The sequence below is a fragment of the Algibacter amylolyticus genome (assembly GCF_014202225.1).
Taxonomy (GTDB): Bacteria; Bacteroidota; Bacteroidia; order Flavobacteriales; family Flavobacteriaceae; genus Algibacter_B; species Algibacter_B amylolyticus.
On sequence record NZ_JACHGE010000011.1, the window covers coordinates 62,551 to 78,765 of the forward strand.

9 protein-coding genes are annotated in these 16,215 nt (G+C 34.4%); 3 read left to right on the top strand and 6 right to left on the bottom strand.

Annotated elements, in window-relative coordinates; translation table 11 throughout:
• Positions 1 to 142: 142 nt before the first annotated feature.
• From HNQ90_RS16825 to HNQ90_RS16835, 3 genes are all read left to right on the top strand, one after another.
• Positions 143 to 3,469 (top strand): transglutaminase family protein, encoded by a 3,327-nt coding sequence (locus HNQ90_RS16825; protein WP_144118093.1) that lies wholly within the window; start codon positions 143 to 145, stop codon positions 3,467 to 3,469.
• Between the two features lie 290 nt (positions 3,470 to 3,759).
• Positions 3,760 to 6,321: a circularly permuted type 2 ATP-grasp protein gene (locus HNQ90_RS16830; protein WP_144118094.1), complete on the top strand. Its 2,562-nt coding sequence runs from the start codon at positions 3,760 to 3,762 to the stop codon at positions 6,319 to 6,321.
• A 2-nt stretch (positions 6,322 to 6,323) separates the two neighbouring features.
• The gene (locus HNQ90_RS16835; protein ID WP_144118095.1) at positions 6,324 to 7,214 is read left to right on the top strand and encodes a transglutaminase family protein; all 891 of its coding nucleotides are present in this window, start codon (positions 6,324 to 6,326) and stop codon (positions 7,212 to 7,214) included.
• A gap of 174 nt (positions 7,215 to 7,388) precedes the next feature.
• On the opposite strand, the gene HNQ90_RS16840 is transcribed toward HNQ90_RS16835, so the two are convergent.
• The 6 genes from HNQ90_RS16840 to gap form a co-directional block, all read right to left on the bottom strand.
• Positions 7,389 to 9,428, bottom strand: a complete 2,040-nt coding sequence (locus tag HNQ90_RS16840; protein WP_144118096.1) for a DUF5060 domain-containing protein — start codon at positions 9,426 to 9,428, stop codon at positions 7,389 to 7,391.
• Positions 9,429 to 10,022: 594 nt separating this feature from the next.
• Positions 10,023 to 10,280 (bottom strand): hypothetical protein, encoded by a 258-nt coding sequence (locus tag HNQ90_RS16845; RefSeq protein WP_144118130.1) that lies wholly within the window; start codon positions 10,278 to 10,280, stop codon positions 10,023 to 10,025.
• 174 nt (positions 10,281 to 10,454) lie between these two features.
• Positions 10,455 to 12,770, bottom strand: coding sequence for an AAA family ATPase (locus HNQ90_RS16850; RefSeq protein WP_144118097.1), 2,316 nt, complete (start codon positions 12,768 to 12,770; stop codon positions 10,455 to 10,457).
• A 180-nt stretch (positions 12,771 to 12,950) separates the two neighbouring features.
• Positions 12,951 to 14,168, bottom strand: coding sequence for an ATP-binding cassette domain-containing protein (locus HNQ90_RS16855; RefSeq protein ID WP_144118098.1), 1,218 nt, complete (start codon positions 14,166 to 14,168; stop codon positions 12,951 to 12,953).
• 12 nt (positions 14,169 to 14,180) lie between these two features.
• Positions 14,181 to 15,041, bottom strand: coding sequence for an N-acetylglucosamine kinase (locus tag HNQ90_RS16860; RefSeq protein ID WP_144118099.1), 861 nt, complete (start codon positions 15,039 to 15,041; stop codon positions 14,181 to 14,183).
• A 153-nt stretch (positions 15,042 to 15,194) separates the two neighbouring features.
• On the bottom strand, positions 15,195 to 16,202 hold the full coding sequence (gap, locus tag HNQ90_RS16865) for a type I glyceraldehyde-3-phosphate dehydrogenase (protein WP_144118100.1): 1,008 nt from the start codon (positions 16,200 to 16,202) through the stop codon (positions 15,195 to 15,197).
• Positions 16,203 to 16,215: the final 13 nt, after the last annotated feature.

The window sequence follows — 16,215 nt, forward strand, 5'->3', positions numbered from 1 at the left end:
AATCAATTGATTTTTAATTTTAGCATTTATAGTGAGTATAAATATTAAAATGATAATTTAAGTCTATTAATTCTGAGACTTTTTAAGTGTTTTCTTAATATAAAACCCTTAAATTGTAATATCTAATAATTAAATAACAACTATGGCGTTAAAAATTGTAATTTCTCATAAAACAAAGTATAAATATGATAGACCAGTTTCATTATCACCTCATATTTTTAGGTTAAGACCTGCGCCACATAGCAGAACGCCCATAGAAGCTTATTCTATAAAAATTACACCCGAGAATCAATTTTTCAATTGGCAACAAGATCCTTTTGGAAATTATATGGCGCGTTTAATTTTTCCAGAAAAAACGACTGAGCTTACTATAGATGTGGAAATTATAGCCGATTTAAAAACCATAAATCCGTTCGATTTTTTTGTTGAAGAATACGCCGAAGAATACCCTTTTGTATATAAGGAGGAAACAAAAAAGGAGTTACTACCCTATTTAGAAATTACCGACAAAGGAAAACTGCTTCAGGATTTCCTTAAAACATTAGATTATACGCCTAGAAAAACCATTTATTTTTTAATTGATATCAATCAGAAAATATATGAGTTCTTAAATTATAACATCAGGATGGATCCTGGTGTACAAACCTGCGAAGAAACATTAGATAGTAAAAGTGGCTCATGTCGCGATTATGCTTGGTTATTTGTGCAAACCTTGCGCCATTTAGGTTTTGGTGCGCGTTTTGTTTCTGGTTATTTGGTGCAATTAAAATCCGATGAAAAATCATTAGACGGCCCATCGGGTCCCGAAGAAGATTTTACCGATTTACACGCATGGGCAGAAGTATATTTGCCTGGTGCAGGTTGGATTGGATTCGATGCTACCTCTGGTTTATTAGCTGGCGAAGGACATATTCCATTAGCCTGTACGCCTACTTTTGAAAGCGCTGCGCCTGTTACCGGAATGTCCGATGTTTGCGAAACCGAGTTCTTTTTTGAAAACTCCGTAAAACGTATTTTCGAATCGCCTAGAGTTACCAAACCTTATACAGAAGAGCAATGGAATGCTATTTACAAACTAGGTTTTAAAGTAGAAAAACAATTAGAAAAAGGCGATGTTCGTTTAACCATGGGTGGCGAACCTACATTTGTTTCTATCGACGATATGGAATCTCCAGAATGGAATACCGATGCCGATGGTCCGCATAAAAGAGAATTAGCCAAAAACCTTTCGGCACGCTTGTACGATGAGTTTGCCAAAGGCGGTGTATTGCATCAAGCACAAGGTAAATGGTATCCCGGAGAACCTTTACCACGCTGGTCTATAGAATTATGTTGGCGAAAAGATGGCAGAAACATTTGGCATAACAAGAAATTATTATCCTTGTTTGCAGATAACCCTATAGTTCCAGAAAATGCAGATATTCTATTCCTAGAAACCCTAACCAAACATTTAGGAATTACAGATACCACTATAGTGCCCACTTACGAGGATGCCTTCTATTTTATGTGGGAAGAAGGCAAACTACCTATAGATGTCGATCCTACAAAAGATGATGGTGCCTTATTAGTAAAAAACAAACTTAAAGAGATTCTTAAGGATGGTAAATCCAAAGCCGTTGGTTATGTATTACCATTAAATAACTCGATGGGAACTTGGTATACAAGCGACTGGACTTTTAGAAGAAACCACTTGTTTTTAATACCCGGAAACTCCCCTATTGGTTTACGTTTACCCCTAGATTCTTTAATACGAAAACCAGAACATGGCGAATTCCCGCAGTTCGTGGCCGATAATTTTTCCGTAAAAGGACGACTACCAAGTTTCAAAAAAACAGCGGCCACACGATACGACAATGTAGTAAACAATGGTGCTCCAATAGATAACACCTATTTTATTAGAACCGCATTATGTTCAGAAGTTAGAGATGGTAAATTATACCTGTTCTTACCACCAATGGACTCTGCCGAAATATTTTTAGACCTTATTGCTTCCATTGAAGCTACAGCAAAAAAATTAGACATCCCGGTTATTTTAGAAGGTTACGATCCTCCAAAAGATCATAGACTAGAATCCATGAAAGTCACTCCAGATCCCGGAGTTATCGAAATAAATGTACATCCTGCAAAAAACTGGGAAGAGTTAACGCATAACACCTTAACGCTATACAAACTCGCTAAACAATCCAGATTGGGTACCGAAAAGTTCATGCTCGATGGTAAGCATACCGGTACAGGTGGCGGAAATCACGTGACTTTAGGTGGTGTATCACCAGCCGATAGTCCTTTACTTCGTAAACCTAGTTTATTACGAAGTTTACTAACCTTTTGGCAACATCACCCAGGACTATCATATTTATTCTCTGGAGCATTTATTGGTGCCACAAGTCAAGCACCACGAATAGACGAAGCCCGTATGGAAAATCTATACGAACTCGAAATAGCCTTTAGTCAAATACCAAAAGATGGCGAAGTCCCATTTTGGTTAACCGATAGATTGTTTCGCCATTTACTAACAGATTTAACAGGAAACACACACCGTGCAGAATTTTGTATCGATAAATTATATTCACCAGACTCTTCTTCAGGGCGTTTAGGTATCCTTGAGCTTCGTGCTTTCGATATGCCACCGCATCCGCAAATGAGTTTAATGCAAAACCTATTAGTAAGAACGCTAGTAGCGTGGTTCTGGAAAAAACCATACGAGCACGATTTAGTACGTTGGGGAACAGAATTACACGATAAATTCCTAATCGAGCATTATGTAAGAGAAGATATCAAGGATATTGTCGAGCAACTTAACCGAGCCGGATATAAATTTCAAGAAGATTGGTTCAACCCATTCTTCGAGTTTAGGTTCCCGCTTCACGGTATGGTTCAAATCAATAATGTGCATTTAGAGTTACGTGCTGCTATCGAACCATGGAATGTATTAGGCGAAGAAATGTCAGGTGGCGGAACCGCTAGATATGTCGATTCTTCCGTAGAGCGAATTCAAGTAAAAGTCAATCATTTTATCGAAGAACGTTTCGTACTTACCTGTAACGGCGTAAAAGTACAATTAAACAGCACCGGTATAAAAGGCGAATATGTTGCTGGCGTGCGTTACAAAGCATGGAATCCGCACTCGTCGTTACATCCAACCATCGATGTAGATACCCCGTTGGTTTTCGATATTGTAGATACTTGGAACAAACGCTCCATTGGCGGTTGCACCTATTATGTGGCGCATCCAGGAGGCCGTTCGTACGAAAGTTATCCAGTAAACAGTTACGAAGCAGAATCGCGACGCATTAACCGTTTCTGGGAGTTTGGGCACACACAAGGTACCATCGAAGAAAAGGAAAGCATCATGCAAGGTGGCGAAAGCACATCAAAAGTCGAAAAACAAGAAAGCTCTAAGAAGTTTAGTTACAAAGAGCTGCCAATTAATTTCGAATTTCCGTACACGCTCGATCTGCGTAAAAAATAAAGTCAACACCATTCCTCATAGCGCGGTCATGTGTTATGAGGAATGGTTATTACCATTACATCCTTTAGTAATTTGGGCGTTACCCAAAAAGGGTCGGGCTTTCCGTTGTATCTTTTTTTGCCATTTATGGCAGCAAAAAAAGGATGTCACTTCAATCCCTAACGCAATGGTGCGCACAACCCAAAAACAGTGCAATCCCAGGCTATTTTCTTTAAATAAAAAACCATATCACATCTTTAGTACTTATAACAAGATTTTACATTAATTTTGCATTTCCATAATATCAAAAAATGCCCATTACAACTAAACCATTATTCCAGGATTACTTTTCTGATTTTAAAGGCTACGACGAGGTTTTAAAACCCGATATGTCTATTAATACAGAATGGAAAACACTGTTAAGCAAATTTTCCGAAGTCGGCACCGAAAATCTTCTCTCTAAACAAGACGAGATAAATTGGCTCATGGAAGAAAATGGTGTAACCTATAACGTGTATAACGATCCACATGGTCTTAACCGTTCTTGGGGTTTAAATGTAGTACCTTATGTTATCCATCAAACCGAATGGGAATCAACCATAGAAAAAGGTATTAAACAACGCGCCGAATTATTAAACCTTATTTTAAAAGATATTTATGGGAAGCGCGAACTAATTAAAAACGGTATTGTACCCGAAGAGGTTGTTTTAGCACACCGTGGTTTTTTACGTCAATGCGATCAAATTCAATATAAAACAGCAAAACAATTACAAATCTACTCGTTAGATTTAGCTCGTGGACCCGATGGCCGTATGTGGGTAGTTAGCGATCGTACGCAAGCGCCTTCTGGTATGGGTTATGCTCTAGAGAACAGGTATGCGCTTAACCGTGTCGTGCCAGATATGTTCGAAAATATTAATGTTAAACAACCACTTGCGTTTTTTAACGATTTAAAACAAATGCTAATTGATGCGGCTCCGCAAAACCAGAGCAACCCTAATATAGTTATCCTTACTCCTGGTCCGCATAACGAAACGTATTTCGAGCATTCGTATCTGGCTTCATTTTTAGGATATCCTTTAGTAATGGGTAGCGATTTAGTGGTGCGTAATGGTAAGTTATGGCTTAAAACACTTAAAAAACTAAAGCAGGTCGATGTGGTTCTAAGACGTGTAGACGATGCTTTTATGGACCCTTTAGAGCTACGAGAAGATTCTTATTTAGGCGTTGCAGGTTTACTAGAAGTGGTAAGAGAGCAACAAGTAGCTGTAGTAAATCCTATTGGTTCTGGTATTTTAGATAATTCGGGCTTAATTCCGTTTATGAATGCCATTTGCAAGTACTTTTTTAAAGAACCTTTAATACTGCCGCAAATTGCATCGTGGTGGTGCGGACAAAAAAAGGAATTCGATTATGTTATAGAGCATTTAAAGGATTTGGTGGTAAAACGTATAGATCGTTCTAACCGAGAAAATATTTATTTCTGCGAGTTTCTGGACGACGATGCGCTTAAAAAATTAAAAGACGAAATTGCCTTAGCACCTTATCAATTTGTGGCTCAAGAAAAAATATCCTTTTCAACAGCACCAAATTTTGTAAAAGGCAAATTAGAACCTCGAAAAGTATCCTGTCGTACCTTTGCCATTGCTAAAAAAGATGGTTACAGCGTAATGCCTGGTGGCTTAGTGCGTGTGGCAGCCGATAGAAAAAAGATATTTGTATCCAATCAACGTGGAGGTATAAGTAAAGATTTCTGGATAGTTTCAGATGCTGTTCAAAACCCGTTACGTAATTACGCTTGGGATTCGTCCTCAAACAATACTATTTCGGATATTAATGATTTATCGAGTAACACCGCCGAAAACCTATTTTGGTCGGGGCGCTATTTAGGGCGTTCTTTAGTAACCGCTCGTTATTTACGCGTGGTACTTAATAGAATGAATCAAGAGAAATCCACCACACGTAAATCAGATTCAGATACCTTAATTTTACTGTTTCAATCTATAACCAACATCACCTCTACATTCCCTGGGTTTGTTGGCGAAGGTGCCGAAGCGCGATTAAAAGAGCCTTTAAAGGAAATTTTATCTTTAATAAAAGACGAAACACGCGTTGGTAGCTTAGCACAAACCATGAATAGCTTTAACAACGCTTATTACTCGTTACGAAGCTTATGGTCTAAAGACATGTGGCGCGTTTTTGATGGCATTAAAAAACAATGGGAAAACTTTTTAGGAACTAAAGACTTTTCCATTAATAAACTTATAAAATTTCTAGACCGCATTATAACACGCCTTATTGCTTTTATGGCACTTATTGAAGAAAGCATATTAGTAAACCAAGGCTTATTATTATATTTTATTGGCTTGCAAACCGAACAATCGATGATGCATGTCGAAAAATGCCGATCGCTACTGGTTATAAACTACGAAGAGCAAGTACAATACGAAGTTTTAGAAGCCTTTTTAAACAGTAACGAAAGTCTTAATATTTACAGATACAGCTACCGCTCGTACCTTAGTGTAGAAAACGTAATTAAACTGTTATTACTAGATAAAGATTATGCTAAATCTTTAACCTATAAAATTTCACGTATAGAAAAGGATGTTAACAAACTCCCCTATTCCGAAGGCTCTAACGCTGTTGCAGCTTGTAAAGCCAAAATTTTAAAAGCACATGCTAAAATTGAAAGTTTAACTATAGAGCATCTTTTAACATTAAACGACGACCAGACCATACGACAAAATCTAGATGATGCCTTAGCCGAAATTAGCGAGCTATTGCATGAAACATCTATGGAGGTTTCAAATACCTATTTCAACCATTCGTACACTCAAAAACAACTGACCAACCAAAACTTTCCACTACAATAACCATGTTATTTCAAATATCGCATACTACAAGTTATATATATGAAGTTGGTGTAACCTTCTGCCATAATATTGCCACCATAAAACCAAAGGATATGTTGGGACAAAAAGTGGTGGATTATAAACTAGAAATTAGCCCAACGCCAACCGAATTCTCGGAGAAACTGGATTTTTTTGGTAATACCATTACGCGGTTCTCTATACAGGAGCAGCATAAAACCTTAAAAGTAACTGCGCTTAGTAAAATACTACGCGACCATACGCTAGAACCAGATATTTATAAATCGGAAAGCGGTCAAAAAATCACTTTAATAGAAGCTTTAGCAGCGCTAAAAACAGAAAATCGAGGTCATTTAGATATTAAACAGTTTGTATTAGAATCTATTTTAATTGCCAATATATCCAAAGATATTAGAGCTTACGCCGAAGTATCTTTTAAACCCAATCGCCCTATTTTTGAAGCGGCTTACGAGCTCATGGAACGCATTTTTAAAGATTTTGAGTTTAACCCTAATGTTACAAACGTAGCCACGCCAATACACGAGGTTATGGTAAACAAAAAAGGGGTTTGTCAGGATTTTGCACAAATAGCCATTGCTTGTATTCGTTCGGTAGGATTGCCAGCGCGTTATGTAAGCGGTTATATTGAAACTTTACCTCCTCCAGGAAAAGAAAAATTAGTTGGTACCGATGCTTCTCATGCTTGGTTTTCAATTTATATCCCGTCGTTTGGCTGGGTAGATTTCGATCCTACAAACAACCAAATACCAAAAGACCAACATATTGTTGTGGCTTATGGCCGCGATTATTACGATGTGCCACCTTTAAAAGGTGTTATATATAGTTCGGGAGCCAATAAAATGAAAGTGGCTGTAGACATTCGTCCTGCGGTTTAGGGTAGCTTTTATGAATTAGTTTTTTGGCTAACACAAGCATCCTCCTTATGCCGTTATACTATCTAAAACCAATTAGCTTCAATATCTATACTCTAATGTTATATTCGATACTTCATTTACTCTTACTGCCACGAGCAGGACGCTCGTGGTAGCAGAACTTTTTGATACATTATATTATTTTTTAAATATTATTTTTTTACTAAAATTAGTGCTTTCAATATTAAAATTTAGGAGATACATACCCGTTGTAATATTAATGTTTTTATCAGAAAGTATTTTAATTGTATGTTGTCCAGCAACTAAGGTTTCATCAATTATTGTATTAATTTTTCTTCCATTTAAACTATAAATTGCTATTTCAACATGTTCGCTTTTTATTAAATTAAAATTAATTGACATTTCAGTTGAAAAAGGGTTAGGATTAAGGTTAACTTGGTATTTACTTATATCGTTAATTTTTTCTATTCCTAAGTTAGATGCATTACTCAAATACATAGCAATATCTACCTGAAAGTTTGGAATACTCAAATTTAAAACACCGTTTGTACTCTCAATATTTTCATTAGAAATTAGACTACCAGAGTTTGGGTCATACCAACTTATGTCCCAAGTACTATCAGGAACTGAAAGTTGTATGCTTTTATTAATTACGTTGTTATCATGGTTTGAGTAATGATGCAGATACATCAAATACTCATTTTCAGCACCAAAACAGTAAGCTCGTATATTTGAAGTATCTATATTGCTTATTACAGCGTTTTTAGGTGTAAAGTTTTTTACATTTACAATATTCGATGTAATAAGTCCGAAGCTATTAATCCATTCTAAAGTTTCTATATTATATTCAATTCCTGTAGTAGAATTATCGCCTCTTAACCAGTATAAGGCATTCCCTCCAGAAACAAAGGCTGTCCAATAACCAATTCTATCAAAATAATGTTCAGATTCGGGTATATTATTATCAAAGTCTCCACTACCATATTCACCAATTAAAATCGGTTTTTCATAGCTATCGTAGAAATAAGAAACATCTTCATTCATCATAAAATCAATTGTAAATTCACTATCATAACCATGCCAAGGATAAACATGGAAATCAACTATTTCATTTGAAGGTAAATCATGTAATTCTGAATCAAAAGCATAGTCGAATGCCCAGTATGAAGCCGCATGCGCTCTGTTGTACGGGTCGTTATTTGTTATAACTTCATCTATAGAGTTAATCCAATCTTTTGAGGTATACTTTCCCCATTCGTTATTATATTCCCAGGCCAGTATATTTTGAAAAGCGCCATACCTGTTTACAATATATTTTACATATTTTTTTACATAGTCATGGCCTTCATCGGTTGTTGTAGAATACATGTTTGTAGGGCTTGTATAATAACCTCCGTTTTCGACACTCCAAGGGGATTGATTAAAGGTGTAAACATTACCATCATCATGAATAGTAAATAAGCAAGGATAAATATTTATTCCATTATCGGAAGCATCTTGAAACCATTTGTCTATTAGTTTCGCATTTTCAGTATCATATTTATCAAGACTACCAGAGTTTTGCAATAAGTTGGCATGTCCTTCAAATGTATTCCATTCCATAACAGGAGGCGCCCACTCTTGGTGAAACATTTGTAATCGGTACGTATTTATATTTTTTTGGGCTAAATATTGCCACATTAGTTTTGTCATATTTTCGTCGGCTGGCGATGGTGTATTGGGTATGCCAAGAAAGGCTGCTGTAACAGGAGGCGTATGCCCATTTATACCATTTATTAATACGTTTGTGCCATCACTATACTTAAAATTATATGAGTTTTCCTCACTTACTTGAATAAAACCATGATTGCTATTAGCAGGTAAACATTCAAAATTATCTGTAAACTCAAAAGTATTGGTAGGTGTTTTAAACGCTATGGAATAATTCCAAATCCCTTCCTTGGTTGGAGAAAATCTAAGTTTCCATGTGTCTTCATCGTAATAAAAACCGCCAACTTTTAAAATTTCATTATCTGGACTAGTAAATGTTCCAATAATCTCCACATCCCAAAATGGATTTGAATAATTAGTTTCATCACTATTAAAGCTAACCTCATAAATTGACCATTTTGAAACATTATTAGGTTCGGGTGTATTTAAAGTTACTTGAGATGCCATTTCTAGCACAAAACAAAATTGAATACATATTACAAACCAAATGCGTTTTAAATTTCTCATACTTTATTTATTTTAAATTATAGTATTTAATAAACGATCTCTATTATATAATTGATTTCGTTTTAGCATAGATACCGAGTGTATTGTTAGGTAGTCTCATTCGCCTTAATTGCGGTACCACATTCTAGTGTGACGTTTTTCTTCAATTGTTGCTTTAAAGAAAATCCATATAATTTAATGCTTTAACGTTCGTTTTTATTTTTATTTGGGCAAATATTTAAATCCTTTTTCGGTATCACAATTTTTATTCAAAAGGTTTTGGTTGATACTCAAATGTGGCACAACGTCTTATATAGTAACTTTTGTTACCACTTACCCATAAACTAGCTAGAATACAGCCTATTAGCCTTGTAAATATATAAACAATAAATGTAATCCATTACGTATTACACCTAAGATAAAGACCACTAGTCGAATAATTTACGCCCTACAGGGCCCATTGATTGCGGTGTAATTTCAAAAACAAAATTTGGTGTGCTAAATTCTTCTTTTGTGTGCGAAACGAAAATAATAGCCGTGTCGTTTTATTAGTTTTTTTGGTTTGCCAATTTTAAGAATAGTTTGGCAACAGCATCGGAAATTACAAGTAACTTTTTACCCTAAAAAATAGGTTAATAGTATTGTAATGGATATATAAAAGATCATCCCGTACAGCCTCATTTCCGAAGCCTGTTTTATTTTACGCTCAAACCCAAATTTTTTAAATCGTGCCATTTCCGAGACATTAAAATCTGTGTTTTCCCATTTGCTAATTTTAGCAAACCCTATAGGTATAAAAAAGAAACTTGCAGCTTCTGAATTACTCAAAGGTGCATGTTTTCGTTTCTCAATATTGTCTTCCTCAAGGTTCATTTTCCCGTATGCAATATGCAATTGTTTATTTCAGTGCTAGCGCAAGCATCTTGCTTGTGCCGTTACACTAACTTAAACCAACTTGCTTCAACATCTTTACTCTAATCTTAAAATAGATACTTTACTTACTCTTGACGTCACGAGCGGGACGCTCGCGCTAGCGGGGGCATTTCGTTATTCTTTATTCTCACAAACTTCAATCATTTCTTTATAATGAGTTTTGTCAATTTCTTTAATTAGATTCAAAATATCTTTTATAACATTTGAACCTTCGTCCATTTTATTGTCAGAGGAATCATTGTCAAAGTCTTGTGCGTGAGAATATTTGTTAATAAAACGATAGATGTATTCTTCTTTGTCTTTAAATGATGTGTTTTGAATTCCTTTTTGTAATAATTGTCTAAAATCACGTAACCTTTTAGGGTGTTTGAATCTTAGAAAAGTTTCAAGTATTTTTCTAGAAGCATTTGCAGATAAATAGGCTTTTTCTAAATCTAAAGCAGTATCATTAGAATAGGTTATTAGTTTTTTAAACAAGTAATGATATTCTGATGTATACTCTAAGAGCGTTTGGTCTGCATCTTTAATATAAGAAAACCGCATTTGATTACTATCAAAGTTCGATTCTATTGAGTAAATATTACATACGGTTTTTGGTTTGGAAGGATCTTTTCCGTGTTTTTGATTTTGCTTTTTATTTTTGGTTTCGAACCAATCTCTTACAAGTCTATAATAGTTGAAATTATGTGTTAATATAAATAGTTGTTTTGCTTCATTACAATTTAACTTTAGGTACGAATAAGAACTAAACAAGTTATTCGAATCAAAACTTGAAATTGGGTCGTCAACTATTATGGTTGTATCTTTTATTTTATTGTCTTGTTCTAATATTTTATTTATAAAATAAACAAAAGCTATTGCTGTTTTTTCTCCTTCACTTAATTGATTCCCTTTAGTGTTAGGGTTTCCATTTCTTTGTATTTTATAACCACCTTTTTCTTGTGGATCTAGAGCGATATCTTTTCTTCCCAAGAATTTCCATAAATCATTATTAAACTTTGTAGCACCAAGAGCTTCAGTAGAAATTAATGAATTCAATTGTTTGATTTCCAATTTTACTTTTTCAAGTTCTAATTGAAGTTCCTTGTTTTTTTGAATTGTTATTAGTTCAAGGTTTTTTTGCTTATAATAATCATATCTTTTAATTTCATCCTTAATGTATTCAATTTCAAGGTTGTTTTTAGCTTCTTGTATAATTGTCGAAGCACTTAAATATTTTTTATTATGGTTTTTAATTATTTCTGTTGCCTCTGTATAAAACTGAGTTAAATTCGTCACATCAAAATTTAAAATTAAAATTTTAGGAATTTCAAATGGATTTGCAGTCTTGGTTTTAAGTATTTCTTTCCATTTACCAAGTGCTTTTATTAGTTTTTCATTCTCAAAATCAATATTTTTTTTAATTTTCTCGTATTCAGCTTGATATTCCTTATAGAGTGTTTTGTGAGATGGTAATTCTGTTATTTTTACTTCATCTATCCAAGCAATTGCTTTCGATAGTTGCTCCTGTAAATTTTTGAAAGAATCACTAAAATGATTGTTTAAAGTGGAAAGACGTTGTTTAGTAATATTATTTCCACAAAAAGCACAATTGTCATCGTCTTTATGTAGTTCAAGACCTAATTTAACCCAATCAGATTTTTTAAAATCATTCTTTAAACTATCAATTACTTCTGATGTTATTTTTGAATTTAATAGTAAAATTATTTTTTCGTAGCCAGAATTTATTTGAGACAAAACTGAAAAGTCAGGTATTTCAATTTTATCTTTGTCTTGTGGCTTTATAGTTTGAGCTAATTTTTCAATTTCTTGAATAGTCAATGAAGTTTTTTTGATATTATCTATATTTTTATTTAAAGAATTTTCAATTTTCGTTTTATTATAATTGGACAAGTGTTTATCTTCAACCTCAATTAATTGAAACTTTTGTTTAATGTTTTTGGCAGATTCTGATAGGAAATTACTGTTGTTTCTTATTAAACCTTTATTTCCTTTCTTTTCTCCGTTAAGTATTAATTCATTTTGAGCTATAGACTCACTAATTTTTAATTTTTCTTTTTTCTTATCCTTTAATTTTAATATTTCTTTTTTTTTACCATCTGAAACGACAAGAATTCCTTTAATTGTATCGTTCCAATTAATGTTACGTTCTATAAAATCAGCATTGAAAACTTTAATATTAAAATCACTTTCAAATTTGTCTGATTCGGAATAAGTTTTTCCGCCTTTTTCAAAACTCCATTTTGAATCTGGGAATCTAGATATCGATTCATTTGATTCAATTAAAGAAAATAAATGTGATATCGTGGATTTACCACTACCATTTAATCCATAAAATAGATTTAGTTTATTAAAAATATTATATGTTGGATTATTCTCAATATTCTTGAATATTCCAAAATTTGATACTCCTTTAATTTTCTCAATCATTTAATTTGGTATATGTTTTTGAGTATGAGTGGTAATGAATGCCAACTCGCTATATAGCAACTTTTACTAACGTTATCCTGTTAATATATCAGGATACAGCAAATTTTTGTTACTATTACCCTCGTAAATATAAAAACAAATCATGTAATCCATTACGTATTACATCTAAGATAAATACCACTAGGCGAATAATTGACGACCTACAGAACCCGTGGGGTGCGGTGTAAGTTCAAAAACAAAATCTGGAGTAATAAATTCTTCTTTTCTGTGCGATACGTAAATAATAGCCGTTTCGCTTTCTTGGGCTATTTTGTTTACCAACTCTGAGAATAGTTTGGCATCGGCATCGTCTAAACCGTTAGTAGGTTCGTCTAAAATAAGTAAAGATGGGTGTTTAACCATGGCTCTAGCTATTAACACTAAGCGCTTATGGCCATTGGATAAAAACTGGAAGCTTTTATCTTTTATATGCAACATGTTTAACAGGCTTAACCATTGGTGTGCAATATTAATTTGCGTATCGGTTGGGTGCTTGTAAAGCCCTACAGAGTCTAAAAAGCCAGAAACTATCATGCTTTCTATGGTGTCTCTGCGTTTAAAACCGCGTAGCATCTCGGAGGTATAAAAACCTATATTTTTTTTAATATCCCAAACGGTTTCGCCACTCCCCTTTTTTATGCCAAACAAGCGCATATCTACCATATAGCCTTTTGGGTTATCCCCAGATATTAACGACAGTATGGTGCTCTTCCCTGAGCCATTGGGTCCAATAAGTTGCCAAAACTCGCCGTGGTTAATTTGCCAAGTGATGTTGTTTAGTATAGGGCGTTCGCCATAACTAACCGATACCTTATTAAGTTGTATTAACGGGTTAAAGGTTTCCTTTTGGGTTTGGTAAGGTTGTGGTAATTGGTGCGTGAAGTTTTTATGGGTTTCTTGGGTAGTGGGCACATATAGTTTAGGCTCGCCATTTTCAATAACATAAACCGTGTCTATAAACTCTAAAATATCGCGCTTTCTGGTAGAAAGCTGGATAATAATAACCTCTTCACTTAAATTGGTAAGTGTATTTTTAATTCTAGATTGTGCTGCTACATCTAAACAATCGAAAACATTATCTAAAACAATATAATCGGGTTTAGATTCTAGAATATGATTAAGTAAAGCGCGTTTACGCTCGCCTTCGGATGAATTGTTAAGGCTATTTTTGGTTGCCGTTTTAACATCGTACTGTCCATGACGCAGTTCTTGCTCTATAAACGCATTTATAATAAACTCCGAAAATATTGCGCCTTTTAAATGGTTTAAATCACTAAACCACTGGCCTGTTGTTATGGCTTTTATAAGCTCTGGCTTGCGCGCTGTATTGGATATGTAAAATGCTTTATGTTGAGGCACCCGTTTTTTAACCTATAAGTTTTGAGTATGAAAAGGAACTAAACCATCTATTGGTCTACGAATAAAATTGCCTACGGTAAAGCCCATTTCTTCTGCAACTTCTTTAATTTCTTTTTGAGCAAAAAACGCGATAGATCCTGCAAAATGCACAGGTACGGTTTTAAGTTCGTCCTTGTACTGCATAATCATGTTTTTAGCAAATACACGAATACCTTCTTTTATAAGGTTTATGGTGTACTCCGAATCTTTCTGTAAAAACATAAACTCTGCAAAGTTTGCTAGGTATGCATTAGGACTAGGTTGTTTGTATAGGTTGTATTTTATAAAATCGGCCTCCATGTTAAATTTAGCTCCAAAAGCTATCCTTACATTTTCTGGCATGTGATTAAAGTAATAATCTCTAATTAACTGCTTACCGTAGTAATTACCAGAAGCATCGTCCATTAAAGTATAACCAAGCGATATAACACGTTGGTGTAGGGTTTCGCCATCGTAATAACTACAGTTAGAACCTGTACCTAAAATACAAACCACTGCAGCCTCGGTTGGCGTATTAATAGTAGAATACACTGCTGCTAAAGTATCTTCATTAACTTCAACATGTGCATTAGGAAATACATCTTTTAACACTGTGCTTAACAATTCTTTAGCATTTTCTGTACCGCAACCAGCACCATAGAAAAAGACGTGTGTTACATTGTCTTTATTCGCTTTTAAGTCTTTACTCTTTAAGATTCTTTTCTTAAGCTTTTTTTCGTTTAAAATTGCTGGGTTTAATCCTTTGGTACGGATTTTATCCATTAATTTATTACCATCACTATCTACAGCTAACCAATCTGATTTTGTAGAACCACTATCAATAATTAGAATCATAAGTTTAAATTTTTTAAAAAGAAAATAGACCGCTTTGCTATTAGAAATAAAAACAAAGCCTTGTTTGTAACTGGGTTACAATCTTGAATTTATTACATAAAAAAATCCACAGCATTACCCTATTGAGTAATACTGTGGAAATATATAAATAAATTATTTTAAAGACCCGATATGTTGAGCTAAATCAATTAATTTAGTTGAATAACCAAACTCGTTATCATACCAAGATACTAATTTTACAAAACCATCATTTAATGCCATACTTGCGTTAGCATCGAAAGTACTTGTTTTTGGCTCTGATACGAAATCTTGAGATACAACACCTTCTTCAGTATAACCTAAAACACCAGCTAATTCACCTTCTGAAGCTTCTTTTAAAGCCGCTTTAACTTCTGCCCATGGAGCAGGACGCTCTAAACGACACGTTAAATCTACTACAGATACATCAACAGTAGGGATTCTGAAAGCCATACCAGTTAATTTTCCGTTTAATTCAGGAATTACTTTACCAACAGCTTTAGCAGCTCCAGTTGAAGCAGGTACGATGTTGTTTAAAGATGCACGACCTAAACGGTAATCTTTTCTTGAAACACCATCAACAGTTGATTGTGTAGCAGTTGCAGCGTGAACAGTTGTCATTAAACCTTCAGCAATTCCGAATTTATCGTTAATTACTTTAGCTAATGGCGCTAAACAGTTAGTAGTACAAGATGCGTTAGATACGATAGTATCAGCAGCAGTAATTTGCTTGTGGTTTACACCCATAACAAACATTGGTGCATCTGCAGATGGTGCAGAAATAGCCACTTTTTTAGCTCCAGCAGTAATGTGCTTTTGTGCACCTTCTAAAGTTGTGAAGATACCAGTACAATCTAAAACAACGTCTGCTCCAATAGCATCCCATTTTAAATCTTCTGGGTTACGCTCTGCAGTAACTCTAATTGTATTTCCGTTTACTACTAAGTTACCATCTTTAGTTTCGATAGTTCCATCAAACTGTCCGTGAACAGAATCGAATTTTAATAAGTAAGCTAAATGATCTACATCTAATAAATCATTAATTCCTACTACTTCAATATCATTTGATCTAGAAGCTGCTACTCTAAAAGCAATTCTACCTATTCTACCAAATCCGTTAATTCCAATTTTTAATTTTGACATAATCGTGTTTATA

What these genes read in the sequence shown, in the direction of transcription:
- HNQ90_RS16850 (WP_144118097.1), bottom strand. Translation starts at nt 12,770, where the DNA reads ATGATTGAGAAAATTAAAGGAGTATCAAATTTTGGAATATTCAAGAAT.
- HNQ90_RS16835 (WP_144118095.1), top strand. Translation starts at nt 6,324, where the DNA reads ATGTTATTTCAAATATCGCATACTACAAGTTATATATATGAAGTTGGT.
- HNQ90_RS16840 (WP_144118096.1), bottom strand. Translation starts at nt 9,428, where the DNA reads ATGAGAAATTTAAAACGCATTTGGTTTGTAATATGTATTCAATTTTGT.
- gap (WP_144118100.1), bottom strand. Translation starts at nt 16,202, where the DNA reads ATGTCAAAATTAAAAATTGGAATTAACGGATTTGGTAGAATAGGTAGA.
- HNQ90_RS16830 (WP_144118094.1), top strand. Translation starts at nt 3,760, where the DNA reads ATGCCCATTACAACTAAACCATTATTCCAGGATTACTTTTCTGATTTT.
- HNQ90_RS16845 (WP_144118130.1), bottom strand. Translation starts at nt 10,280, where the DNA reads ATGAACCTTGAGGAAGACAATATTGAGAAACGAAAACATGCACCTTTG.
- HNQ90_RS16825 (WP_144118093.1), top strand. Translation starts at nt 143, where the DNA reads ATGGCGTTAAAAATTGTAATTTCTCATAAAACAAAGTATAAATATGAT.
- HNQ90_RS16860 (WP_144118099.1), bottom strand. Translation starts at nt 15,041, where the DNA reads ATGATTCTAATTATTGATAGTGGTTCTACAAAATCAGATTGGTTAGCT.